The sequence below is a fragment of the Atopobium sp. oral taxon 416 genome, assembly GCF_018128285.1.
Taxonomy (GTDB): Bacteria; Actinomycetota; Coriobacteriia; order Coriobacteriales; family Atopobiaceae; genus Olsenella_L.
The window spans coordinates 896,129-919,909 of the sequence record NZ_CP072380.1 but is presented as its reverse complement, the minus strand read 5'-3'; the positions used below and the strand labels follow the sequence as shown (position 1 = coordinate 919,909).

The window sequence follows — 23,781 nt, the reverse complement described above, 5'->3', positions numbered from 1 at the left end:
AGCTATACCATATCCAGAAGACAGATAGGCATCTATGTGGATATGGGAGCTGCGTGGTTCGAGACATTTTGAGCCGATGTCATACAGCGTGTGGCTCCAGCTACCTCATCGAGGCGAATTAATCATCGTTTCCCTAGATCCGGAAAAATATCCAGGCCCCCTGATGAGAAATCACACTTGATATTCTATCTTCTTAGAACGTTAAACCCGACCGCCTCTGCAAAGTACGGTGCTATCTATCTTCTCTCTCAAAAGCATGCAGGCTCCGTTCTCGCTCGCGGAGCCTGCAGATCGCGTTCGATGACCAATATGCTACGAGAGATCGATCCTCTGTCCGGCAACGAATTTATCAACGAGATGGCCGCCCTCATCTGCCAGATACATATAACGTTCAAAACGCTGCGACAAGGTGAGCTCAAGCGGTGTCGCAAGTGCCGAATCGTCCAGCACAAGGATGTCGGCGTCGTATCCCCAATCAAAGGAGCCGACCTTCCCATAGACCTGCCCGCCACCTTGGGTAGCCAGGTAGAAGGCTTCAGTGGTTGTGAGCGGCGAAAGATCTTGATCCACCATACGCCAGCGCAGCTTTGATACCATAACCGCATCCGCACAGGCACGGAACATATTCAAGGACGCGCCACCGGCAATATCGGTTCCGAGGCCCACTTGCATGTCTTCGTTCAGGTAGCGGCGGATCGGCGCGATGCCGGAGGCGAGCTGTGCATTGGACTGAGGACAGTGGGCGATCGTGACGTCATTGCGCTTTAGGATCTCAATCTCCTCGTCGGAGGACCAGTTGCAGTGCGCCATGATCACCGGCTCCTCCCCAGCTAACTCACCAAAGTGTTCGTAGGTCTCACCGTAGCAGCTCGACCAAGGGCAGAGCTCTTTGACCCAATCGATCTCAGAGAGGTTCTCTGACAGATGTGACTGGAGGGGAAGCTGCCAGTCGTGCCTCAGGTTTCCCAATCCTTTCATCAGCTCATCAGTGCACGATGGGGTAAACCGTGGCGTCAGGATCGGCTGGGTATTGAGATAGTTTCGCTCATTGACTGCGTTGAGCCAGCGTACAGTCTCCTTGAGGCTGGTTTGAGCATCCTGCTCCCTCAGATAGTCGGGGCTGTTGCGGTCCATACTGACTTTGCCTACCATCGTCTTGAGCCCTGAGGTTTCAAGCAAATCCATCAGCTCGAGAGTGGCGTCCATATGCATCGTCGCAAAGATCGTGGCGCGGGTCGTGTAGGAGCGTCTGAGGTTGCGTACAAAGTTCTTGTAGGAGCGCTTCGCATAGTCGAGGTCTGCGAACTTAGTTTCCTCCGGGAAAGCATGGATGTTGAGCCAATCGAGGAGCTCGAGGTCCATACCGATACCACGGAAGTTGTACTGGGGTGCATGCAGGTGGATATCGTTCAAACCGGGAACAACGAGCATGCCGGTGTAGTCGATCAGCGGATAATCACGGTACTCCCACGGTATGTCATTGAACACGCCCTGTGTGACACCGCCTTTCACGATCAGATACCCGTCCGGAAAACACTTCAGTTCATCGGGATATCTGGCCCAAACGATGTCACCTTTAAGGACGAAATCAGGACAACTCACGATGGCACGTGCCTTTCCGTATAAAGCTCGACACATGAAAAGAACCTACCAGACGCGCTGGTAAGCTCTCATAACAATAACCCTTTTCGGTAGGAGAACTACCCCTTAACAGCGATAACCTTGATCTCGACTTTGCTATTGCCCGGAAGTGCAACAACCTGGAAAGCGCAGCGGGAAGGATAGGGAGCCTCGAAAAACTCACCATAGACCTTGTTCATTGCGTCAAAGTCGTTGATATCGGTGAGGAGGACCTCGGACTCAACAACGTCTGCCATGGAAGAGCCGGCAGCCTCGAGGATGTTCTCGATGTTCGTCAGACTCTGACGGGTCTGGCTGTCCACATCGTCACCTGCGAGCTTGTTGGTAACTGGGTCGATGCCGAGCTGGCCGGAGACATGGATGGTGTTGCCAGCTTCAACGGCGGCGGAATAGGGGCCCAGTGCTGCAGGTGCTTTGTCGGTAACGATTGCTTTCTTGCTCATGAATAACGCTCCTTTGTCCTCGCTAGTCAAAATTATTACTTACCCATCATGAACGAGCTACATACCGGCCGGGTTTGTTGTCCAGAGGCTCCCCATCCCTGACTGCAAGCTCGCCGTTAATGAAGACATATCTAGGTTTGCCGTTGACCTCAAAGTCCTCATAGGGAGTGTAGTCAACGTTTTGATGCTGGTTCTTTGTGCTGATGGTCCACTCAACGTTCGGGTTCCACACGCAGATATCTGCATCGGATCCCACGGCCAACGCACCCTTCTTCGGATACATGCTGAAGACCTTCGCCTGGCCCTCGCTCAAGAGCTTGAGGAAGTCCATGGGTCCCAGCTTCTCCGCGAAGCTCGTCATGATCAGCGCCGGGCGGTGCTCAACGCCCGGACCACCGTTCGGGATCTTGGTGAAGTCGCCGCGGCTGCGGTCCTTCTGTCCATGTAGATTGAAGGAGCAGTGGTCGGTTGAGATCTGATCGATCTCACCGTCCTCGACCGCTTCACGCAGCGCCGCGATATCCATCGGCTTTCTCAACGGTGGGCTCATCACGTACTTGGCGCCGGCAAACCCGTCGTCCCCCTGCTCGAAGTAGCGGGTATCGTCGAGCAGCAAGTACTGCGGACAGGTCTCCAGGTTGACCCTCACACCGCGCTTACGCGCCATGCGGACCTGCTCCAAGCCTTCCTTGGTGGAGCAGTGTACAACGTTCACGCGGGTACCGGTGAGCTCAGAGAGGTACATCAGGCGCGAGATGGCCTCCGCCTCAACGATGCTGGGGCGGGACAGCGGATGGCCTTCAGGGCCGACAATCCCAGCATCGAGGACGCGCTTCTGCAGCGCATCGACGAGGGCACCGTTTTCGCAGTGGACGCAGAGGATTCCTTCAAACTTTCCGATCTCTTCAAGCAGCTCCATCGTCTGTGCGTCGTCGAGCTTCAGGTGGTCATAGGCGAAGTAGGACTTGAAGGAGGTGATGCCCTTCTCGTAGATGTCGGGCAGCTCCTCACGGGTGGTCTCGTTCCAGTCCGCGATCGCCATGTGGAACGCATAGTTAGCGATACAGGTACCGTCGGCGCGCTTGTGCCACTCGTCCAGTGCCTGATGCAGCGTCATACCCTTGTCCTGCGTGCAGTAGTCCACGATCGTCGTGGTGCCACCACAGGCGGCCGCACGCGTTCCAGTCTCAAAGGAATCCGCCGTCCAGTCCATGCCCGTCCAGCACTGCATATGTGTGTGGGCATCGATAAAGCCCGGATACACGTAGCATCCGGTGGCATCAAATACCTGATCGTCTGCGGCCTGCGCATAGGTGCCACCGACCTGTACGATCTGGTCCCCGTCGAGGACTACGTCCCCGCACCGCAAACCCTTGGGCGTGACGAGCACGCCACCTCGAATAACCTGCATAGCGCTACCCCTTTACTTGTTTTCCTCTGTTTCAGAATCAAACGCCTGCTCAAGCTCACTCAGCGCCTGAGGGGTATCAATATCTTTCACTTCCAACGCAGAGGCGGCCTCCACGAGTACGGTCGACCGCCGCAAGTCCGGCCTTGCCTTCAACAGCGCGGAGCCACCCACATCCCCTTTGAGGTTGCTCAAGTCCTGCGCCAGGTAGCCCGGGAACAGGACCGGTGCCGCAACACTACCCTCCCAGGAGAGCCGAACGACGTTCTTGGGATGGCGCTCAAGCGCAGATGCAAGGGCATTGAGGCTCTCGGTGGTGATGAGGGGCTGATCCCCCGCCAAGAAAAGGTACCCCGCACGCTTCCCCAAGGCCTCGATGCCGGCACGGACCGTGCTAGAGATCTCATTGCCTTGCGGGGTGGTTACGGCAACCCCACTCTGCTGAGCGAGCGCCCTCACCTCATCCCACCGAGAGGCGACGACCACGTCAAACACACTGGCCTGCGCCGCTTGCACAACACGTTTGAGGACCGGAACGCCCTGGAAGGGCTCCAGGAGCTTCTGCCGACCGAACCGATGCGCCACCCCTGATGCCATGACCACACAGCCCAAGGGCTTCACATTCCTGATGCCCGCAAAGCAGGTATAGAAGCTCGCTTCCATATCCCGCTGGATCGTCTGGCTCCAAGCATCGTAACGCTCGAGGATATCCTCACCCTCCGGGGTAAGAACGGATCCGCCGCCGCTGACGCCGCCGGCCCGGCGGTTGAGCAGTTTGATACCAAGCCCTTCCTCCGCATGGTCGATCAGGTGGCAAGCTTTGGTGTAGGCCATCCCCATCTCCTTGGAAGCAGCATTCAGGCTGTGCGTCCGTTTGACGCGCATCAGCAGCTCATAGGGGCCGGGGCCAAAGAAGCGCTGATTGAGATCGTCCGCCAACCAAACGTGTGAGGATGGAGTCATAGCGTAAAGTCTCCTTACTGCGTCGTCGGTGCAGTGGAGCCTTAAGCGTGCACCACCGTTCCGGTCTTGCTCTGAATACCCTCGGACGCCTTGTCGAGCAATGTGATGAGGGAGGTTCTGCCTTCCCCGGACTGCGCAAACTGCAGCGCGGCCTGGACCTTCGGCAGCATGGAGCCGGGAGCGAACTCTCCGTCTCTGATGTATTTCGCAGCCGTCTCAGGGGTGAGCTCATCGAGCCACTGCTGGTTCGGCTTCCCAAAGTGTAGCGCAACCTTTTCAACGGCGGTCAGGATGATCAGGGCATCCGCGTCGAGCTGTTCGGCCAAACGGGCTGCCGCGAAGTCCTTATCGATCACGGCGGCGGCGCCCTTGAGGTGATGGCCCTGGGTGGTGTAGACCGGGATGCCGCCGCCACCGCAGGCGATAACCACATGGTTCGTCTGCACGAGGGAACGGATCGTATCGATCTCGACGATATTCTGAGGTTTCGGGCTTGCGACCACACGGCGCCAACCACGGCCGGCGTCCTCGACGACGTTGTAGCCACGGTCGTGGACGAGCTGTTGAGCCTCCTCTTCTGTCATGAATGCTCCGATCGGCTTCGTGGGATGCTCAAAGGCCGGATCGTTCTCGTCGACCTCAACCTGGGTCAGCACGGTTGCAGCGCCGCGATCGATGCCGCGGTCGAGCATCTCCTCGCGCAGCGCGTTCTGCAGGTCGTAGCCGATATAGCCCTGGCTCATTGCGACGCACACCGACAGTGGGCAGGGGATGTATTTCTCAGGGTTGGAACGGGTGAGCTGAGTCATGGCCTCCTGGATCATGCCCACCTGCGGGCCGTTGCCATGGGCCACGACGACCTCGTTGCCCTCTTCGATCAGGTCGACGATCGCCTTAGCGGTGTGCTTGACCGCCACCATCTGCTCCGGCAGGTTCTTGCCCAAAGCGTTGCCCCCGAGGGCAATCACAATTTTCTTTCCCATAGTTACCTCTCATCACGCTCAATACACAACATGGGGAACAAACAAAAACAAAGCGCGGGACCCACCCCGTTGAGTGACGAGCCCCGCGCGGATCAGACTGGTTAGGTGTTGACGCTCACATCGCGCTGATTAGAGCTGATACCAGCGGCGGGTGTCAGCCTCTTCGAGTGCTGCAAGGGTGGCAACTGGATCCTTGACCTTCTGCAGGAAGATCATCGCGGCGACAGCATATGGCTTGTTGGAAGCCTCCTGGTACAGACCGACTCGATGGCTATCGAAGACATCGTTCTCGACCTCACCGTGTTCGCAGGAGACAACGTTGATGTCTGCCGGCAGCGGATGCATATAGATCGTGTCGCTACCGTGGGCGGTCTTCTTCATAAGATCAGTGGTGCAGCACCAATCCTTGTGGGCGGCATTCTCAGCCAGAAGCTTCTTCTCGAGCTCGTCGATGCCCTTGGTGTCACCCTCAGAGTAGAGCTCAGTGCGCTGCTCCATGCCGGCATAGGCTGCCCAAGACTTTGGGATTACGACGTCGGCGCCCTCGAAAGCCTCGCCCATATCGTGGGAGATCTTGAAGGTGGAGGCGGTCTCGGCGGAGTAGTCCTTACCCTTCTGGACCAGGTCCGGCATCAGATCATAGCCCTCAGGATAGGCGAGGGTGACATCCATGCCGAAGCGCGGAAGCAAGGTGATGAGGGACTGTGGGCAGGAAAGGGGTTTTCCGTAGGAAGGAGAGTAGGCCCAGGTGACCGCGACCTTCTTGCCCTTCAGGTTCTCAATGCCGCCGAACTCATGAATGAGGTGCAAAATGTCGGCGGAAGACTGCGTCGGATGATCAGAGTCAGACTGCAGGCTCACAAGCGTAGGACGGTGATCCAGGATACCGCCTCTCCAGGACTGGTCGACGGAGTCGGCGACCTTCTGCATGTACTCGTCGCCCTCGCCGATGAACTTGTCATCGCGGATGCCGATAACGTCAGCCATGAAGGAGATCATGGTAGCGGTCTCACGGACGGTCTCGCCGTGGGCGATCTGGGACTTAGCCTCGTCGAGGTCCTGAAGCTGGAGGCCCAACAGGTTGGAGCCGGAAGCGAAGGAGAATCGGGTACGGGTGGAGTTGTCGCGGAAGTTGGAGACCGCGAGGCCTGACTGGAAGATGCGCGTGGAGATGTTACGCTCACGGAGGTTACGCAGCGCGTCAGCCACGAGATAGAGCGCCTTGAGCTCGTCGGTGGTTTTGTCCCACGTGTGCAGGAAGTCGTCGTTGTACATCTTTGAGTAATCAAGCGTCTGAAGCTGATCGAGAAGCTTCTTTAACTGTGCGTCCATGTAGTTCCTCTCCTTATATATGAACACCGATTGTTGGTTTCAGGGAATGATTTGACTATTTGATATCGTTGCCGGTGAGGGTTCCACGGTACTCAGTGGCGTCGTCCACATTAGCCTTGCTTGGGTCGTACAGGTTGACCGCTGCCACGTAGAGGGCTGCGCAGGAGGAAAGGTCCTGCTTGTAGGTGACCTCGTTAGGCGCATGTGCCTGAGACTCCGCGCCCGGGCCGAAGCCGACGCAGGGGATACCGTAGCGGCCCTGGATGGAGACACAGTTCGTGGAGAAGGTCCACTTGTCGCAGAGAGGTCTGCCTTCACGCTTGTCCATGGACTTCGGGCAGCCGATACGCTTGTCGCCGAAGAGTGCCTTGTGGGCGTCGACGAGCGCCTTGACGTGCGGAGCGCTCTCTTTGTTGATCCAGGTCGGGAAGTAGGCCTCGGTCTCGTAGACAGCGCCCTTCCAGCTCGGACGGTTGTACATATACATGGAGACCTTCACGTCGTCACCGTATCTCTTGACGGCCGGAAGGTCCTCAATCTCCTTGAGGCAGCTCTGATAGGTCTCGCCTGCGGTCATGCGGCGGTCGATAGAGATGGCGCAGGAGTCAGCAACCGCGCAGCGGCTTGGACTGGTGTAGAAGATCTGGGAGACGGTGCAGGTTCCACGGCCCAGGAAGCGTGCGTCCTTGTAGTGATTCGGGTTGTACTTCGAGTCGAGCATCTTCACGAGGCCACGGATCTGGGTGGACTCGGAAGCGCCGTCGTTGTTGAGAGCACGGACATCGTTGATAATATCAGCCATCTTGTAGATTGCGTTGTCGCCGCGCTCAGGAGCGGAGCCATGGCAAGAGGTGCCTTTAACGTCGACGCGGATCTCCATACGGCCACGGTGACCACGGTAGATGCCACCGTCGGTTGGCTCAGTGGAGATAACGAACTCTGGCTTGATGTTGTCCTTATTGTAGATGTACTGCCAGCACATGCCGTCGCAGTCCTCTTCCTGGACGGAGCCGACGACCATGATCTTGTAGCCCTGAGGGATGAGGTCCATATCCTTCATCATCTTTGCAGCATAGACTGCGGAGGCGATACCGCCCTCCTGGTCGGAGCTACCGCGGCCGCCGATCAGCTGGTCATCCTCGAAGCCCCTGTACGGGTCGAACTTCCAGTTGTCGCGGTTGCCGATGCCGACGGTGTCGATATGGCCATCGATTGCTATGATCTTGTCCCCGTTGCCCATGAAGCCCATTACGTTGCCTAGGCCATCGACCTTGACCTCATCAAAGCCAAGCTTTCCCATCTCAGCTTTGATGCAAGCAACAACCTCACCCTCGTGGCAAGACTCGCTAGGGTATGAGATCATCTTACGCAGAAAAGCAGTCATATCAGCGTTATAGTCGTTTGCGACCTTCTTGATCCTGTCGTAATTGAGCTTCTTCATTTAGTTCCTCCTTGCATGAAATCTTTTATGCTAAAACACACTAGACAATTTGTACGTTAACCTAACTTTTTGTTTGGTCAATCTTTATTAAAGCAGCTATCCCTGAGGAATCAAGAGGAATTCTAAAGGATTGTTAGATTTGTCGTCAGCGGTATAAATATGCAGATAAACGGTGACTTGTTGCTGCCTATCTCTGCATAGCTTGTCCACGTATTCACCTCTGCAGATGCTTTGATCCATACAGCTTGTCATCTATACCTAAAAATTTGTTTGGCATCTATCCCACACGATACCTCCTACTGCACGTTCACCCAGTTTTGCCCCAGGAAGAAGACATGGGTATATAGACTGTAAGTGATCCCGTGTGTGAGCAATCTGGAAAAAGAAGGTGCATCATATATGAGTATCATTGCAGCATTTGCAGTCCCCCATCCACCCCTGATCATCCCGGCGGTCGGTCGTGGTGAGGAGAAGGGGATTTCCGAAACCGTTAAAGCCTACAACAAGGTAGGCAAGCAGATTGCGGAGCTGAAACCTGAGACGATCGTGATCTCCTCTCCGCACACGACGATGTATCGCGACTACAACCACATCTCCCCCGGCAAGGATGCCCACGGGTCCTTCTCCCAGTTTGGGGCGCCTGAAGCCTCCTTCTGGGTCAACTACGACGAAGAGTTCACCACAGCCCTCAACGCCTACGCACACAAGCATCAGCTCTCTGCGGGTACAGCCTATGAGCGGGAACCGGCGCTCGACCATGCGACGATGATCCCGCTGTACTTCATTCAGAAGTACTATACCGATTTCAAGGCGGTCCGCATCGGACTCTCCGGTCTTTCCCCGGCCGAGCACTACAAGCTGGGCATGGCGGTACAAGCGGTATCCAATCAACTAGGACGACGCACCGTCTATGTGGCCTCCGGCGACCTCTCCCACAAGCTGAAGAGCTCCGGACCCTATGGCTATGCCCCGGAAGGGCCTGAGTTCGACAAGAAGATCGAAGAGATCTTCTCTACCGGTAACTTCCTCGACCTGCTGACGATGGATCGGAGCTTCGCAGATCGCGCCGCAGAGTGTGGCCTCCGGAGCTTCCAAATCATGGCAGGCGCCTTGGACGGCATCCCGGTCAAAGCCACACTGATGTCCCATGAGGGGCCGTTCGGCGTGGGCTACGGCGTCGCCTCTTTCATCCCCACTGGGAAGGGGCCGGATGAATCCCGCCAGTTCCTCAAGACCTACGAGCGGTTTCACGAACAGAAGCTCGAAGGCTTCAAAGCGAGGGAGGACCCACTCGTTGCTCTGGCTCGTAAGGCACTGGAGACATACGTAACTACGCACCGAGGTGTCCGGCTTCCCGCAGACCTTCCCTCTGAACTCACTCAGACAAGGGCAGGCTGCTTTGTCTCCCTTAAGGAGGATGGAGAGCTCAGGGGCTGCATCGGCACCATCGCGCCGACCCGGGACAACCTCGCCGAAGAAATCTGCTCCAATGCCGTCTCTGCCGGCACCCGCGATCCCCGCTTCCCGAGCGTGAGACCCGAAGAGCTGCCTGAGCTCGTCTACAGCGTCGATGTCTTGCAGACCCCGGAGCGCATCGAAAGTGCCCAGGAGCTCGATCCAAAGAAATACGGCGTCATTGTCTCTACCCCTGACGGCAGACGCGGACTGTTGCTGCCTGACCTCGATGGCGTTGACACCGCCGAACAGCAGATCTCAATCGCTGCCAGAAAGGGCAACATCAATCCGCACGATCCCGATATATACCTCGAGCGTTTTGAAGTGGTGAGGCACCATTGAGTGACACGAAGATCACCTGTCCGGTCTGTCCCCATGCCTGCAAGCTCGCTGAGGGACAGGTCGGCTTCTGCCGGGCACGTATCCGTAGAGGTGACAAGGTTATCGACCAGAACTACGGTCGCCTCACCTCACTGGCCTTAGACCCCATCGAGAAGAAGCCCCTAGCGAACTACAAGCCGGGGAGCTATGTCGTGAGCGTGGGCAGCTACGGATGCAACCTGCGCTGCCCCTTCTGCCAGAACTGGGAGATCTCCCAAGCCAACGAGCATCAGGTCCCCTGGAAGACCGTTTCCCCTGAGCAACTGGTACAGATCACGCTCAACGAGCAGAAGGTCTATACCAACACCATCGGTATCGCCTACACCTACAACGAACCCCTGATCGGCTGGGAATATGTGCGCGACTGCAGTAAGCTCGCACATCAGCACAACCTCGACAATATCCTTGTCTCAAACGGCTATGCGACAGAAGCAGTCATATGGGAAATCGCTCCTGTGATCGATGCCGCCAACATCGATTTTAAGGGCTCCAACCAGGACTTCTACAAACAGTGCGCTGGCGATATCCAAACCGTAGAGCAGACGATCAAGATTCTGGCCGCCACACCTACCTGCCATCTGGAACTCACCACACTCATTATTCCGGGCATGAACGACACAACAGCGGATATGGAAGACATTGCGCAGTGGATCGCAGCGCTCCCCGTCAAGGGAGACCCTATCACCCTGCACATCACCCGCTTCTTCCCGCAGTGGAGGATGCAAGATCGTCCTCCTACACCCAAGCAGACGCTCTACTCACTGGCAGAGGTCGCACGCAAATATCTTGACCACGTCGAGCTCGGCAATATCTGAGGTTGATCAGCTCACGCTGATTCTAACAGAGCCAGAGATCTGATCCCTGGCTCTTTTTCGGCTCTTCGGCGTTTTTCATATGACCCCAAACCCTTATCAAGTGGCAATGCTATCGCGGAACAGGCGCCCACAAGGCTTTCCTGAACCGATAAATGAGGGATATTCGGCAAATGCCGCTGCGGACACGTCCTGCATATGAGACATGCGGTAGTGCCCCCTAAGGACGCCCCTATGGTGTATCAAGAGTCATCTCACGGCTCTTGCATATTTCGGATAGGAGCATCGAGTATCTGTCCTAAAGCTCGCAGTGCTTCCTCGCTTCGCGCTCGATCTCGCTGATCCTGACGGGCTCGGTGTTAAAGCCTTAAAGCGGCATCCCTGTGGGTGAGGTGTGCCGACAGCCGCTTCGACTTTAAGGCTCTTTTCGCACTCGTGCTTTTTGGTACCTGGATTCAAAAGAGCACGGAAGACCTGTCTAGCTATGTATCTCTTCAAACATCTTGTGATCTCGCGCTTCGATGTGCCTTCGGCTGTCCTTTTGAAGATGTAGGTCAGCATCCGTTTGTCGTAGCGCATGCAGCTGAGCGCGATGGTATACAGCGCCCGGAAAGCCTGTCGGTTGAGTCGGTATCTGACAGGCTTGCCGCTCGATTGGTGCCGCTGCGCGCAGCACAGTGATACCGAGGGCAGCGGGCCGCAGCCCTATATCTTTAGCAGGGAAGGTGCATTGTCCTGCACAAGCTCCACTACGAGTGCCTCTAGGGAAACGATGATTAATTCGCCTCGATGAGGTAGCTGGGGCCACACGCTGTATGACATCGGCTTAAAATGTCTCGAACCACGCAGTGCCCATACCCACATAGATGCCTATCTGTCTTCTGGATATGGTATAGCTACATCCACGTATTCCTACATATCCAAAAGACAGATATGGACAGCCAGATGAGCTTTTAGGACCTTAAATCCTAAGGTCTAAGGAAGAAGACCCGGCGGGAGGCATTCCTGGAGCGGATGGATGCAATCGTTGTGTGGGATAGCTGGATTGCACTGGTAGATACCAGCTACCACTGACAGGCGCGTGGCAGGCATGTGCGCGGTGCGGAGACAAAGCTTTAGGATGTAGCCTGCTTTAGGTCATGTTTGCTCTCTTAAGACGAGGGAACTTAAAGATGCTATCCTGGATTGCCACTCCTGGCAGCGCTTCATGCACTTGGACCTCATGTCTGAGCAGGTGCCAGATGCTACGACACTTGCGAAGATGCGCCATAGCCTTAAAGCGAGAGGAGTTCGGCAAAGCTATGCTTCACGACCTGAATTCAGAACTTAAGAAGGCAGGGATCACGGCACGGGGCGGCTCCATGGTGGATGCGACCTTCACCTGGGCCCTAAAGCTCCACGAAGAACAAGGACCATGCGCGCGACCCTTAAAGCGCACCAGTCCAAGAAAGGGAAGAACTGGCGTATCGGATACAAGGCGCATATCGGCGTAGACGCCGGTAGCGGCCTTGTGCATGCCGTGGAGACGACCGCTTAGAATGTATCTGACATATCCCAGGCACATGCACTCGTAAGGGAAGATGACAGGTTCTGCTGCGCAGACTTTAGGCTATATAGGTATAGCGAAGCGCCCTTAAGGACGCATAAAGACCCACACCTCTCATCTATGCGCTGGAGTGTCGCAAGGAAACCTTCGACTAGAGAGGGCCTTAACTGTGCACTCTTCTCCGAAAAAGGCATCGAGTCCAGGAAGGCATCCGGCCGCTTAAAGGTAGAGCATCCCTTCCTTATCGTGAAGCGGCGCTTCGACCCCTTAAGGAAGCGCTACAGAAGGATAGAGAAGACCTCCTGTATGCTCGAGTCTGCCTCGCCCTTGCAAACCTTACCCATGTGCATCTTTTGCCGGCAGGCTGCACTTCCCGGCTCTCAGCGTCGCTTGATCCGTCTTGGAGCCTTCTTGCGGTGCATGGGGCAGGACAGATGTAAGGATGGCGGCTCCTGCACGTGCTGGATGAGCATCCTTCCCTGCCTTTCCCGCATACCGGCCTAGAAAGGCCGTGTGGTCGGTCCCCTCTGACACGTTATGGGGCATTAATCATCGTTTCCCTAGCAATATCGAAGTTCTTCTTGTCGCTGGCGTAATTTCCTCCGATGATGAGTATCCCTGTTCCCTGATTTACGGAACTTGCAACGCTGAGAGCATCTTCCGACGACGGAGACGTGAGCACATTGCCAACTACAGTGGCATCCATAAGCCCATCGCCAATGTAGCCATAAAACGCAGGGTAATGCCCAGAGCCTCCTCTGTTGATTACAACGACTTTATTCTCTGGCATTTCAGAGGCACGAACGACAACCGCCTGGGACTTGGGCAACATAGCCGCTCAGCATATCTTCCCGAAACGACTTAGGATCATTGTAAAGCATCGAATAACCACCTTCCAGCTAAGGCAGGTCTCTCAAGTGGAAGCATTTGTATCAGCGTAAAGCCATCGGCTAATCGTGGTTCCAGTCCATATCCATGACAGCCTGATAGAACGCATCCTCAGTCTTTGCCGAATGTAGAGTGTTGAACCAGTCCGATCTGCTGAAGTTATGCACCAGAATCTACAGAAGCTCAACGTGAACACCAGGCTCATTGAAACCCAATATGAATACCAGCTTTATCTGTAATGTATTGGCTGGGTCAGACATGTCACCCCAGGGAATGACAGTTGCCAGCCGCACAGGTGCAAAGAAAGGCATGATGATGGCATCTGCCTCGGTGCGAGGAATGGCTATGGGATCAGGCTCTACAGGAAGTGCCGTAGGATACTTGCTCTCGCGCTCTTCGATAGTACGCAGATACTTCTTGTTCACGTCCACCCCTGAGAAAGACTTGGTTCATCTTCTCAAAGAGCTCGTTGCAGTTCGAAGCGGACACGTCAATCCTAGTGAGGTCGCGCTTTATTGTTTCTTTCCCAAGCAATATAGTCTCCAATTGTCGTCGTAAGGTATCGATAATTGCAGCGAATTATCGTTACAAGGAATAGAAGCGCCACCCCTCGATTACTTTCCTCGAGGAGCGGCGAACTATTGCATCAGTAGCTGCATCCAGGCCTTTGGAATTAGAAGCCTATGCCTGCTGCTCTGCCTTCAGCTCTGCGTTGCGCTTCTTGAACTCCTTGAGCATCCAGACGAACAGCGCAAGCCAAACGATGAGGGCAACGATTCCGGACGGATGACCAGACAGCGCGTTAGCGATGGACCACCTGAAGTCGGGAGTCTCAAGCGTGGACCAGGTAATCATGGCGTTGTTCCCAACGCCAGCGAGAGAATCCGGAGAATAGGTGCGGGCAAGCTCCGTCAGATACGGCGCGAAAGAGCTGGAGGCTAGCAGATACACGGGGGTCACGATGATGCCCTCGATGAGCATCTTGATGAGGTTGCCACCAGAAAGCATAAGCAGGCAGGGGCCAAGGCAGATGTTGACGATACCAGCGAAGGGCAGGACCACATTGCCCACAGGAGCAAGGATAAACGCCCAAATCAACTCAAACGGAATCAGAAGAATCATAGAGACCCAGAGCTCGTCCGAACCGGCAACGATAGGCCAGTCAAGGCCGATGATAAGCTCACGGCCCTGGAAACGCTGCTTCATGAAGGAGCCAACAGCATCAGAAATAGGAGCCAGAGCTTGCATGAACAGCTTTGAAACGGTCGGGAACAGCTGCATTGCAGTACCGGCCTGGATGCCCAACGTCAGTGCCTTCTGGGGGTCGCGATAAGCGACGGCACCCAGCACCGTGCCGATGATGAAGCCCATGACGCAGTTCTCGCCAAAGATGCCAATCTTGTCGCGTAGCCACTTTGCGTCAACGTGGTTGTTCTCGATGGCAGGAACCTTCTCCAGGAGCTTCTCAAAGGGCAGAATCATGGCGCAGGACAGCATCAGAGCATGCGGAACAGTGACGCCAGGAATACCAGTGACCTTCTGGATGGTCGGCTGAATCGCATCGCCAATCTTGAGTTCGAGGACGATCTGAATCGAAGCAGCAACGAAGCCCAGGATGACAGCGGTGCCGTCGGGGAAGCCAACAGAAACGCAGAGATAGTACGTGATAACGCAGGTGCAGAGTTTGGTCCAGCAGTTCCAAAGGTCAACGTTGAGCACGTTCGTGAGCTTTGCCTTCAGCATAATGATGTTGATGACGATCAACAGCGGGAAGCAAAGCGTTCCATACGGCCACGCCCATGCGATAGCGGAAAGTGCGGGCCATCCCACATCGACGGCCGGCAAGCTGATGCCCGTTGCCGTTGCGAGTCCCTGTGCTGCAGGGGTAATGGCACCGGTCATGAAGTTAATCAAAACATTCATGCCTGTGAAGCCAATGCCCAGCGTCAGTGCCGCCAGAAATGCATCGCTAAACTTCATCTTGCAAATCATGCCGATAATTAGCATAATCAGCGGGACAAAAACAGCTGCTCCAAAGCCCAAAATATATTGGACTACGTTGTAGAGAACGTCCATTGCGTGCCTTTCTATCTAAGTCTTCGTATTAGACTGGAAGGGAGCACTTCTGAGAAATTTGAATTATTCAAAGCTTTTTTGGGTTGACTGCCGGGCCTGTTCCCACTAAAGCTCTCAGGAGTGCTCGACCATTTTGCAAGGCCTTTTTACAGACCCTACGAAATGTATCCCTCGTGCAAGGTGGTGCCATACCACTTTGCAGTATCAATAAGCCCCTGATCTGAGATGCCAGGGTTCTTTCCACCTGCGCTCTGAGACAGCAGCCAAACCTCAGCGCACTTATCCACTGTCTCAAGAAGGCCAAATGCATCATGCATAGAATCACCGGCGGTGAACACACCGTGATACTGCCAGACAACGCAGCGACGAGTTTTCATGCGCTCATTCGTCTCCTTAGCAATCTGCGGTGTACCGGCTACGCACCAGGGGATCAAGCCAACACCATCAGGGAAAACAACTACGCCCTCGGTAATCATCCTCCAGAGGGCAACCGTGAAGTCGCGCTCATTGGTCGGGCCAGTATGCGTCATGGCTAACACATGGGTTGCATGATTATGCATAACGACGCGCTGGTCCGGATCTACAGCCAGGCGTACGGCATGCGTAGTAATGTGCGAGCCCAGCTCTGACGTTGGACGGTTGTCCACGAGTCCAGCAACAATCTCATAATCATTGCCCTGTTCGGGAAGATAAATCACGCCCAGAAGGTGCTCGACATCGTCCTTTATTTCACGGAAGTAGGAACCCGTAGCCGTTACAAGGATGTACTTCCCACGTATTGCATCAGGTATACCCTCAACAAGAGTCAGCTTCCGACCCGTTCCAGGAACGTACTTCAGACTCCTAGCTTCATCATCAGTGAGCAAATAGCTGATGTTGCCTCCATTGGCCTCATCCCAGCCCTTTTGCCACATTTGGTAGCTGAGCTTTGAGACATCCTTCACTGCCTGGAGGCCTTTCCAATCTCCCATGCTCAACCCTCCCCTTTTCTATTGTTCTTAGCTATTACTACTCCACCTACTGAGATTCGCTACGAACTGATCGCTTGCAACGCTTGGAAGCACACCTCCTCGCGCGCTGTCTCTCTTGTCGTTTTTCTATACGCTCAGCACGCAGGACTTCTATGATTTCCTTGCGCTGCTCGGGAGTTATCTTGGCCTTGTCGTGAAGATTGATGTTCTCTCCCCGGCCCGGTTCAAAGAGCGTCTCCAGCCCACAGCGATGAATCAAAAATGCAAGCAAGAGAGCTAGGATAGACGTCGGTAAGTCCATCGCCATAAAGCCCAACAGCAGCAGACAAAAATCGATTATTACGAGAAACACCCATACTGGCTTTGGAAACAATCCTCTGCTCAACCTGACTCACCCGCTTCGAATAGCGTTGGATAGTTGCTACTACTTCTTGAGCGACTTCAGAAGATCCGCCAGCTCGTCGGCCTCCTGATCTGCACCCATGCCAGTCAGGAACTTGATTCCGTCAAACGTTGGAATGTCAAAGCTCTCGCCCTTGACGATGGAGATGTACGCATCTGCATCCTTGATGTAATGACGAAGCGACTTCAGATCAACGGCCTCAACATCAGCCTGGACGCCACGATCCTTCAGCATACGAGTGACCTTGGAAGCGACCAGCTGCGAAGTTGCAACTCCAGAACCACACGCGCAAATTACCTTAGGCATATGAATCTCCTTTGCTTGACGGGTATGCTGCCCGATTACCTGTGGCCATTACGTAGTCCAGATTGTTTTGTCTGGGCTCTCTTTTGACCCTAAGTGCATTCTATGAGGGGTCAGTTATGGCAAACAAGTTGAACTGTTTTCACAATGTTTCGTACTGAAGTATGCTGGTGTAAGCGACTGCAAACCAAGTGCTAATACCTGCACTAACGTTGGCAGAATCGGCTCTTTACAACAGTGATTGCAAGATTCAAGGCAATGCCCCCCGTCAGCCGGGAACTGACAGGGGCATAAGATTTGCTTATTGTATCGCCTGAGGTTTGTGTCGAAAAAAGTGGTGTATGAGAGGGAAGCTACGAGAAGACCATCTCCGGTCCTAGAATGTCGGTTGCATCGATGACGACACAAGGGAACGACAATGGTCAGCTCAAACAGAATACAGCGTGGGGACCCGCAGCTGAAGGAGGTCCTGCTCGGTTTCTTAGACAGCGCCTCGAGCCTGTGCGACATGATGAACACCACCATGGCCGCCATACTCAACGAGATCATGTCCATCCAGGCAAACGAGGTGTGCGGGGCCGAGGGCGCCACCCGCTGCGGCTATCGCGAGCGCAAGCTAAAGACCGCAGTCGGAACGCTCCCGCTGATGGTGCCCAAGCAACGCTGCGGCTCGTACTTCCCGACCGAGCTCTTCAAGCACTGCATCGCGCACCGAGTGCGCGCTGGCCGAGATGTATGTCACCGCCACCTCCACGCGCAAGGTCGAGAAGGTGGACTCCCTGTCCCAGGACCAGGTCTTGTGCCTGTACGCGGTGGTAGAGGATAAGGTGGACGCGTTGCTGGCGAGGGGGTGCTCGCCGCTCCGCTTCGCCTAGCTGTTCCTTAACGCCACCTATGTGAGCTGGCGCATGGCGCGAGGCCTTCATTGTGGCGATCGGCGTCGGCGACGACGATCAGCGCCACTTCGTGGGGTTCACGTGTGTGAATTTGAGGAGCTACACCTCCTGGTACGGGTTTTGCAGGAGCGCTGGGTGCGCAACGTGCGCTGAGCTGTAATCTTTTGGTGGACAGTGGGATTCAGGGACTGGCAACAGATATGCTCTGTCCAGATACCCACCTACCAACACCAGCAGATTGAAGAGATGAGATGTCAGTGAGCGCAAGCGAGATAGAGAAGGCAAAGTCCCGCACGAAGCCGGAAACACCCAGGCATACACTGAAGGAGTATTGCCTTGAGGCCATCGAGTACTACAGGAAGGCACGTAAGGCCAACCCGAAGAAGAGCATCAAAGGATGCGCCGCGAAGCTTGAGGCCAACGACAAGACCTTAAACGACTGGATCATCAAGCACAACAAGACCGGAAGGGTGACCCAGGCAAGGACCGACGAGCACAAGCAGCTCGACGCAGTGAACAGGCGCATACACGAGCTCGAAAGCGAGAATAAGTTCCTAAAAAAGAGGCAGCCTTCTTCGCCGGAAGCCTCTGTTGAAGGACAGGTTTTAGCTCATGCTGGAGAAGAGGGCAACCTACAGCGTCTCGATGATGGCACGCGTACTGGAGCTGAGCAGGGCTCACTTCTACAGATGGCTCAAGGCCAAAGGCGGTGAGGACCTATGGGGTCCCCTCAAGGAGGCCATCTGTGCGATATGGGAGGAAAGCGACAGGCGCTTTAGCTTTTGCTAGGTCTGATCCAAGCTCACAGGAGATCCAAAGTTACGCAAAATTTACAGGCACGACCCGCTACCGCGTACGGAGGTGCATGGCTAAGCTTGGGCATCTGCGGCATCTGATCCAATGCATCGAAGAGGACGACGCTGCCCGCACGCCCCCGAGCGCCCCGACCTCACCCGGCGCGGCTTTTCGTGTCTTGTGCCGACAGCCAAGCTCGTGGGCGATACAACCTATCGCAGGACCACGGCAGGCTTTATATATCTCGCCGTCGCACACGATCTGTGCACACACATGGTGGTGGGCTGAAGCATACAGGACAACATGAGGGCAGGCCTTGTCGTCTTTGCCCTGAAGATGGCATATTCGCGCGGATACGTGGCCAAAGGGGCCATATTCTAAGCAGCCCAGGCAGCCAGTACATAAGCTCAGAGCTGGCCGCCTGCTCAGCCGTACCCGACGTGAGGCTCTTCCGTGGGGAGAACCGGAAGCTGCCACGACAATGCGCTCGCCGAATCGCTTTTCGCCACGCTCAAGAACGAGTGGTACTACCATAAGCGCCTCTCGGACGCATCCACGACCAAGCACAAGGCACACGAGTTTAATCGAGTCGTACTACAACCGCTTCCGCCCGCATAAGTCCATAGGAGATCGCGTGCCCGCAGAGGTGATGCAGGAGTTCTTCGAGCGTTTCGAGAGAGGCCTTGCATACGATCCAAAGGCGATGCAGACCGCATAAAAAATCTGAGATTCCTCTGTCCATTATATTGACAGGGCTCAAACATTTACCATGTGGATAACGGAGACAAGCAGGGGTTCAAGGTATCCGCAATCCAGAAGAAGACAAAGAACATGCTGGATAAGCTCGGCGTCGACTTATTACGTAATCTAACAGTCTAGATAACGGGTGATAGTATACCTACGTCGAGCTGCGGAGGCTTGCATCGACCATCACCATATGGCGAATCACCCTTGCAGCTTCAGGCCACCTATCACGGGCTTGGTTGACCTGGAGGAGGTAGACCTACCAGTTGAGGTAGCTTTTGCATGTTGACCGTGGATATGCCTGTGAGGTGCCAGATCCACCCGTTATCTAGACTGTTAGGTTATGTAAAATTTGAGGTTACAGTGCTCAGACTGCACCATGAGATCCTCCGCGAAAAGGAGTTCCAGAAGGTCTTCGGCGACATGCTGGACTTCGTAAACAAGATCTGTCCGGTACCGATACAGCAATGATCAAACGACGCTATCAAACTAACGAAAAAATCCTCTGTCTCGGACACACCGAAGCAGAGGATTTGCTTTTACTCCATCTCAAAGGATGCGGGTATTGGGCCTACTTTGCGTCCTTGATGGACTCCCAAGCACCGTCCCAGACGATCTCACGGTAACGAACCGGATCGGTGTCACCCTCAGTTGAGAAGAGCAGGACCTGTGAGTCAGAACCGATCTCCAACGCGTCACGGAGATCCTTATAGGCTGGATCTGTCATCAGGGAAGACACGACGCCCATACCAACAGCACCAGACTCACCAGAGGTGACTGCCGGGTCTCCCTTGACTGGAGCTGCAAGCATACGCATACCGCGTGCGCTCACCCAATCCGGGCAGCTAATGAAAGCGTCCGCGTGGTTTCTCAGGATATCCCAACCGATCGTGTTCGGCTCGCCGCAGGCAAGGCCGGCCATGATGGTCTGAAGGTCACCGGTAACGATGCGGGGTTCACCGTCAGCAGCTTTTGCACTCTTGTACAGGCATGCAGCAGCGCCTGCTTCCATAATGATGAACTTGGGAGGATTGGAGGGGAACAAGTTGGCGAAGAAGCCGACCATGGAGGAAGCGAGGGATCCGACACCGGCCTGTACGAAGACGTGAGTCGGACGGTTGATCTCGAGCTGACGGAGCTGATCTGCAGCCTCAGATGCCATGGTGCCATAGCCCTGCATGATCCAGGACGGGATCTTGGTATAACCGTCCCAAGCGGTGTCCTGAACGATTACGCCGTGCTCGGTGTTCTCAGCCTCTTTGGCGGCTAGACGCACGCAATCGTCGTAGTTGAGATCCTCGATGGTGACCTGCGCACCCTCTTTAGCGATGTTGTCGTAGCGGGTCTTCGTGGAACCCCTCGGCATATGAACAACTGCCTTCTGGTGCAGGCGCTTTGCCGCCCAAGCGACGCCGCGGCCGTGGTTACCATCGGTGGCAGTGAAGAAGGTTGCATGACCGAAATCCTTCTCGAGTTGCTCAGACGTGAGGTAGTTAAAGTCGCAGCCGGAAACATCGCGGCCGGTCTGCTCAGCGATGTAGCGCGCAATTGCAAACGAGCCACCGAGAACCTTAAAGGCGTTGAGACCAAAACGGTAGCTTTCGTCCTTTACGTAGAGGCCACCCAGGCCAAGGTGCTCAGCCATTCCCTTCAGGTCAGCCAATGGCGTGACGCTGTACTGCGGGAAGCTCTTGTGGAAAGCGCGAGCCTTTGCGACATTTTCCAGGCTCATGATTTGCAGATTCTTATCCTCATCCTCTGGCATGCGGTTTAAAACCCACTTGAACTTTGGATCCACACGCCCCTCCTTCATCTCTGACAGCCGTCTGTCGATCGCCGCTACTTCCAAAATTCCCATCAGTTAGTATCGCACACATAGTCTGTTCAACTAACTTTTTGTTTGGTAGACGGCTACTATTACACCACGAATGGCTTACTTTGCAAGCCCCATACCACCTTGTTTTGCTGAAAGGACACGGCTTATCCGCAGACGTTGAGTTGTGTTTAGTCAAGCCTGAGTTTGGGTCCTAGGCAGATTCTCCTTTCGGGTCTCATCACGAAATATTTTCGGGTTCCGTCACGGGCGCGCCGCATCTCTTTCTACCTGCCGGACTTGCCGAGCATGAGGCTCTGCTTAAGCCTGTGGCTGGGCCCGCCGAACTCCACGAGCCTTCCGTGGTGCACGACGCGCTCGACGATGGCCGCAGCGAGCTTGTCGTTAGCGAAGAGCGTGTCTTATCTCGAGAACTCGATGTTTATCGTGAAGATGATGCTTCTCCTCTCGTAGCTTTCCGATATGACCTGGAAGAGCAGCCTTGCCCCATCGACGTCGAACGGGACGTATCCGAACTCGTCGAGTATGAGCAGGCGCGCCTTTAAGATGTCGGCGAAGACCCTGTCGAGCGTGCCCTCGCGCTTGGCGCAGACGAGCTGGGCCGTCTGGCAGAAGCGCACGGGGACGCCCTGGGCCCATGGCCATCATGGCGACCGCCGTGGCCATGTGGGTCTTGCCCCTGCCCGTCTGCCCGTAAGAAGACGAGGTCCTGCGCCGCGCCGACGAAGCCGAGTAAGAGCATGCCCTTTCTGCCCCAGCCGTCAAGGAAGGAGACGTTCGTCCAGTCGAAGCCATCTGCTGACTTCGGCACGGGGAAGCGGGCCTGCCTGAGCAGGCGCTGCCTGTGGGCGAGCTTGCCCTCCAGCATCGACGTGCAGGCCGATAGCTGCCCCGGCGTGGCCGTGGTAAGGAAGGTATCTATCGTGTCGCACGATATGAAGAGGGAGCGCGCCGCCTCCCTGAAGGCAAAATGCGCTGCCCCGCGCTCAGAGCTCGACTGCGGCATCTGCAGCGCCTCCCTTCTGGATGCCCTGGGCCACGTCGTACATGCCGAGGTCGGGAGCATCCTTCCCGTAGTCGATCCTCGCATCGCCCGATGTGGCGCTCTCCGCGCACAGCGACACCGATGCCTGGCTGTGGCCTCCTGTCGCCCCGAGCGCGTACTGCATGCCCTCGACGGCAGCCTTCCAGCCATGCTCGCCGCTCTCGTCCCTCAGCATCCTCAGCGATTCGGGGAGCGACTCCTTCGGCTTAGCGTTGAGGAAGCTGACGAGCTCCTCGGGAAGCGACTTCCTCACGACGCAGTCCCTCCAGCCGCCCGGCCTCAGACACAGCTGCGCCACGGGATCCGCGCTGTCCGTCGGGACCTGGCCCCATTCCCTCTCGTAGCTGGCGATCTTATCTCCTGTCTTCGGATCGAAGAGCTCCACACGGAAGGCGCCGAAGAAGACCGCCACCTCCTTTCCCGCCCAGGCGGAGCCTGCGCAGTAGCGCTGTATGCCGCCGAGTGTGAACGTGTCCTGCTTGCTGCACTTCCTCGTCTCCCACCTCCTGCAGGAGAACCTCTGCGGCGCGAGCGCCGAGAGGGCCGCCTTGTCCTTTCGGTGTGCCCTTCTTCCAGTGGGGCTTGCCCTACGAGAGGGCGAGGCTCTGCTCGAGAAGCCTGCTGTTGAGGGCCTCCATGTCGCCCACGGCCGGCATGGGCACGAACATGTTCCGGCAATGGGTGCCTACCTTGTTCTCCACATTGCCCTTCTCGTTGCCTAAATAGGGGTTCGTGAAGGAGCACGAGAGGCCACAGTGGGCGCAAAACAGGCGGAAGAGCTCGCTTCAGGCGGATCTCGTCGCCGACCATCCTTCCTATGCCGAGCGCGTTGTCGAAGACCGCGCGCTTGGGCAGGTCGCCTATGAACTCGAACACATCGGTAAGCCCCTCGCACACGCACTTGGCCGTCTCGCCCCACAACATCTGCGTCAGGCTCACGTTGGAGTGGGGGAAGCTCACGGTGAGGTATCTCCCCCTTTAAACGTTACGCCCCTCACCGTGAAGTCGGCCTTACCGAAGTCGACCTGGCACTTACCGGGTAGCCATTCGAGGGCAAAAAGCCAGCAAGGCCCCTCCGCGTCCCTGTCGGGTGCCATCTCATAGCGCTTCTCCTTCACGTAGCGCTGCACGGTGGGACAGGAGCCCTTAAAGCTGTGATCGTTCCTCAGCCTGTCGAGGATCCGCACGCCGGTGTGGTGCTGCTTGCGCCAGCAGCTGCGCTCCTGCCCGAGCATCTTATCGATGAAGCGACCGAGCGCCTCGAGGGAGGAGTGCCTCGCCTCCCTGTTCCTTAGGCATCTTTGGCGAGAGGTCCTCCATCTTCGCGTACTTCCTCGCAGTGGGCTCACACACTCCGGCCTTCTTCGCGATCCTGGCGATCAGGCTCTTTGTTCCTGTACATCTCTCGTATATCTTAAATC

Annotated in this window: 26 protein-coding genes and 1 pseudogene; 9 read left to right on the top strand and 18 right to left on the bottom strand. The window is 55.8% G+C overall.

From position 1 onward, the window contains the following. Nucleotides 1–312: 312 nt before the first annotated feature. From J4859_RS05080 to J4859_RS05050, 7 genes are all read right to left on the bottom strand, one after another. Entirely contained in the window at nt 313–1,602 is a 1,290-nt protein-coding gene (locus J4859_RS05080) for an amidohydrolase family protein (RefSeq protein WP_249113760.1), read from the bottom strand. Between the two features lie 98 nt (nt 1,603–1,700). Then, entirely contained in the window at nt 1,701–2,084 is a 384-nt protein-coding gene (locus J4859_RS05075) for a Rid family detoxifying hydrolase (RefSeq protein ID WP_212333640.1), read from the bottom strand. Between the two features lie 46 nt (nt 2,085–2,130). Further along, nucleotides 2,131–3,495, bottom strand: coding sequence for a dihydropyrimidinase (gene hydA / locus J4859_RS05070; protein WP_212333637.1), 1,365 nt, complete (start codon nt 3,493–3,495; stop codon nt 2,131–2,133). Nucleotides 3,496–3,507: 12 nt separating this feature from the next. Further along, nucleotides 3,508–4,455: an NTP transferase domain-containing protein gene (locus tag J4859_RS05065; protein WP_212333634.1), complete on the bottom strand. Its 948-nt coding sequence runs from the start codon at nt 4,453–4,455 to the stop codon at nt 3,508–3,510. Between the two features lie 41 nt (nt 4,456–4,496). Then, on the bottom strand, nt 4,497–5,438 hold the full coding sequence (arcC, locus tag J4859_RS05060; protein WP_212333631.1) for a carbamate kinase: 942 nt from the start codon (nt 5,436–5,438) through the stop codon (nt 4,497–4,499). A gap of 129 nt (nt 5,439–5,567) precedes the next feature. Next, entirely contained in the window at nt 5,568–6,770 is a 1,203-nt protein-coding gene (ygeW, locus tag J4859_RS05055; RefSeq protein ID WP_212333613.1) for a knotted carbamoyltransferase YgeW, read from the bottom strand. Between the two features lie 55 nt (nt 6,771–6,825). Next, nucleotides 6,826–8,211 (bottom strand): YgeY family selenium metabolism-linked hydrolase, encoded by a 1,386-nt coding sequence (locus tag J4859_RS05050; RefSeq protein WP_212333610.1) that lies wholly within the window; start codon nt 8,209–8,211, stop codon nt 6,826–6,828. Nucleotides 8,212–8,610: 399 nt separating this feature from the next. Between J4859_RS05050 and amrA the strand changes: the two genes are divergently transcribed. The 5 genes and pseudogenes from amrA to J4859_RS05030 all read left to right on the top strand — a co-directional run bounded on the left by amrA (nt 8,611) and on the right by J4859_RS05030 (nt 12,909). After that, nucleotides 8,611–10,008, top strand: a complete 1,398-nt coding sequence (amrA, locus tag J4859_RS05045; RefSeq protein WP_212333594.1) for an AmmeMemoRadiSam system protein A — start codon at nt 8,611–8,613, stop codon at nt 10,006–10,008. Then, the gene (gene amrS, locus J4859_RS05040; protein WP_212333591.1) at nt 10,005–10,862 is read left to right on the top strand and encodes an AmmeMemoRadiSam system radical SAM enzyme; all 858 of its coding nucleotides are present in this window, start codon (nt 10,005–10,007) and stop codon (nt 10,860–10,862) included. Before amrA ends, amrS begins: the two co-directional genes overlap by 4 nt. A 1,141-nt stretch (nt 10,863–12,003) precedes the next feature. Beyond that, a pseudogene (locus J4859_RS17520) lies at nt 12,004–12,189 on the top strand (transposase); the annotation flags it as partial. Between the two features lie 84 nt (nt 12,190–12,273). Beyond that, entirely contained in the window at nt 12,274–12,396 is a 123-nt protein-coding gene (locus J4859_RS16775) for a transposase (RefSeq protein ID WP_256436825.1), read from the top strand. Nucleotides 12,397–12,525: 129 nt separating this feature from the next. Continuing rightward, the gene (locus J4859_RS05030) at nt 12,526–12,909 is read left to right on the top strand and encodes a hypothetical protein (protein ID WP_212333588.1); all 384 of its coding nucleotides are present in this window, start codon (nt 12,526–12,528) and stop codon (nt 12,907–12,909) included. A 31-nt stretch (nt 12,910–12,940) separates the two neighbouring features. Here J4859_RS05030 and J4859_RS05025 read toward each other — a convergent pair whose 3' ends face one another. From J4859_RS05025 to J4859_RS05000, 6 genes are all read right to left on the bottom strand, one after another. Further along, nucleotides 12,941–13,195, bottom strand: a complete 255-nt coding sequence (locus J4859_RS05025) for a dihydroxyacetone kinase subunit DhaK (RefSeq protein WP_212333585.1) — start codon at nt 13,193–13,195, stop codon at nt 12,941–12,943. Between the two features lie 271 nt (nt 13,196–13,466). Next, complete coding sequence (locus tag J4859_RS05020; RefSeq protein WP_212333582.1) at nt 13,467–13,718, bottom strand: PTS sugar transporter subunit IIA; 252 nt, start codon at nt 13,716–13,718, stop codon at nt 13,467–13,469. Nucleotides 13,719–13,974: 256 nt separating this feature from the next. Then, entirely contained in the window at nt 13,975–15,369 is a 1,395-nt protein-coding gene (locus J4859_RS05015; protein ID WP_212333579.1) for a PTS galactitol transporter subunit IIC, read from the bottom strand. Between the two features lie 155 nt (nt 15,370–15,524). After that, nucleotides 15,525–16,340 carry a rhamnulose-1-phosphate aldolase gene (gene rhaD / locus J4859_RS05010; RefSeq protein WP_212333575.1) on the bottom strand — a complete coding sequence of 272 codons (816 nt, stop codon included), beginning with the start codon at nt 16,338–16,340 and terminating at the stop codon, nt 15,525–15,527. Between the two features lie 46 nt (nt 16,341–16,386). Further along, nucleotides 16,387–16,713 (bottom strand): hypothetical protein, encoded by a 327-nt coding sequence (locus J4859_RS05005; protein ID WP_212333573.1) that lies wholly within the window; start codon nt 16,711–16,713, stop codon nt 16,387–16,389. 51 nt (nt 16,714–16,764) lie between these two features. Then, the gene (locus tag J4859_RS05000; RefSeq protein WP_212333570.1) at nt 16,765–17,049 is read right to left on the bottom strand and encodes a PTS sugar transporter subunit IIB; all 285 of its coding nucleotides are present in this window, start codon (nt 17,047–17,049) and stop codon (nt 16,765–16,767) included. 415 nt (nt 17,050–17,464) lie between these two features. On the opposite strand from J4859_RS05000, the gene J4859_RS16770 reads away from it, so the two are divergent. The 4 genes from J4859_RS16770 (at nt 17,465) to J4859_RS04980 (ending at nt 19,952) form a co-directional block, all read left to right on the top strand. Continuing rightward, nucleotides 17,465–17,872: a transposase gene (locus J4859_RS16770; protein WP_212333554.1), complete on the top strand. Its 408-nt coding sequence runs from the start codon at nt 17,465–17,467 to the stop codon at nt 17,870–17,872. Between the two features lie 327 nt (nt 17,873–18,199). After that, nucleotides 18,200–18,655: a hypothetical protein gene (locus J4859_RS04990; protein ID WP_212333551.1), complete on the top strand. Its 456-nt coding sequence runs from the start codon at nt 18,200–18,202 to the stop codon at nt 18,653–18,655. Between the two features lie 535 nt (nt 18,656–19,190). Further along, a complete protein-coding gene (locus tag J4859_RS04985; protein ID WP_212333549.1) occupies nt 19,191–19,355 on the top strand; it encodes an integrase core domain-containing protein in 165 nt (54 codons plus the stop codon). 408 nt (nt 19,356–19,763) lie between these two features. Beyond that, complete coding sequence (locus J4859_RS04980) at nt 19,764–19,952, top strand: hypothetical protein (protein WP_212333534.1); 189 nt, start codon at nt 19,764–19,766, stop codon at nt 19,950–19,952. Nucleotides 19,953–20,052: 100 nt separating this feature from the next. Here J4859_RS04980 and dpaL read toward each other — a convergent pair whose 3' ends face one another. The 5 genes from dpaL to J4859_RS04960 form a co-directional block, all read right to left on the bottom strand. Then, entirely contained in the window at nt 20,053–21,279 is a 1,227-nt protein-coding gene (gene dpaL, locus J4859_RS04975; protein WP_212333498.1) for a diaminopropionate ammonia-lyase, read from the bottom strand. A 302-nt stretch (nt 21,280–21,581) separates the two neighbouring features. After that, the gene (locus J4859_RS17280; RefSeq protein WP_305852691.1) at nt 21,582–21,665 is read right to left on the bottom strand and encodes a hypothetical protein; all 84 of its coding nucleotides are present in this window, start codon (nt 21,663–21,665) and stop codon (nt 21,582–21,584) included. Between the two features lie 51 nt (nt 21,666–21,716). Continuing rightward, nucleotides 21,717–21,935, bottom strand: a complete 219-nt coding sequence (locus J4859_RS17275; protein WP_305852684.1) for an ATP-binding protein — start codon at nt 21,933–21,935, stop codon at nt 21,717–21,719. Nucleotides 21,936–22,301: 366 nt separating this feature from the next. Next, nucleotides 22,302–22,772 (bottom strand): hypothetical protein, encoded by a 471-nt coding sequence (locus J4859_RS04965; RefSeq protein ID WP_212333531.1) that lies wholly within the window; start codon nt 22,770–22,772, stop codon nt 22,302–22,304. Nucleotides 22,773–23,316: 544 nt separating this feature from the next. Next, nucleotides 23,317–23,709, bottom strand: coding sequence for a hypothetical protein (locus J4859_RS04960; protein ID WP_212333528.1), 393 nt, complete (start codon nt 23,707–23,709; stop codon nt 23,317–23,319). Nucleotides 23,710–23,781 lie beyond the last annotated feature (72 nt).

Excerpts from the sequence above, each read along its gene's own strand:
- J4859_RS05075 (WP_212333640.1), bottom strand. The coding sequence starts at position 2,084 with ATGAGCAAGAAAGCAATCGTTACCGACAAAGCACCTGCAGCACTGGGC.
- hydA (WP_212333637.1), bottom strand. The coding sequence starts at position 3,495 with ATGCAGGTTATTCGAGGTGGCGTGCTCGTCACGCCCAAGGGTTTGCGG.
- J4859_RS05065 (WP_212333634.1), bottom strand. The coding sequence starts at position 4,455 with ATGACTCCATCCTCACACGTTTGGTTGGCGGACGATCTCAATCAGCGC.
- arcC (WP_212333631.1), bottom strand. The coding sequence starts at position 5,438 with ATGGGAAAGAAAATTGTGATTGCCCTCGGGGGCAACGCTTTGGGCAAG.
- ygeW (WP_212333613.1), bottom strand. The coding sequence starts at position 6,770 with ATGGACGCACAGTTAAAGAAGCTTCTCGATCAGCTTCAGACGCTTGAT.
- J4859_RS05050 (WP_212333610.1), bottom strand. The coding sequence starts at position 8,211 with ATGAAGAAGCTCAATTACGACAGGATCAAGAAGGTCGCAAACGACTAT.
- amrA (WP_212333594.1), top strand. The coding sequence starts at position 8,611 with ATGAGTATCATTGCAGCATTTGCAGTCCCCCATCCACCCCTGATCATC.
- J4859_RS16775 (WP_256436825.1), top strand. The coding sequence starts at position 12,274 with ATGCGCGCGACCCTTAAAGCGCACCAGTCCAAGAAAGGGAAGAACTGG.
- J4859_RS05030 (WP_212333588.1), top strand. The coding sequence starts at position 12,526 with ATGCGCTGGAGTGTCGCAAGGAAACCTTCGACTAGAGAGGGCCTTAAC.
- J4859_RS05025 (WP_212333585.1), bottom strand. The coding sequence starts at position 13,195 with ATGCCAGAGAATAAAGTCGTTGTAATCAACAGAGGAGGCTCTGGGCAT.
- J4859_RS05015 (WP_212333579.1), bottom strand. The coding sequence starts at position 15,369 with ATGGACGTTCTCTACAACGTAGTCCAATATATTTTGGGCTTTGGAGCA.
- rhaD (WP_212333575.1), bottom strand. The coding sequence starts at position 16,340 with ATGGGAGATTGGAAAGGCCTCCAGGCAGTGAAGGATGTCTCAAAGCTC.
- J4859_RS05000 (WP_212333570.1), bottom strand. The coding sequence starts at position 17,049 with ATGCCTAAGGTAATTTGCGCGTGTGGTTCTGGAGTTGCAACTTCGCAG.
- J4859_RS16770 (WP_212333554.1), top strand. The coding sequence starts at position 17,465 with ATGGTCAGCTCAAACAGAATACAGCGTGGGGACCCGCAGCTGAAGGAG.
- J4859_RS04980 (WP_212333534.1), top strand. The coding sequence starts at position 19,764 with ATGTTGACCGTGGATATGCCTGTGAGGTGCCAGATCCACCCGTTATCT.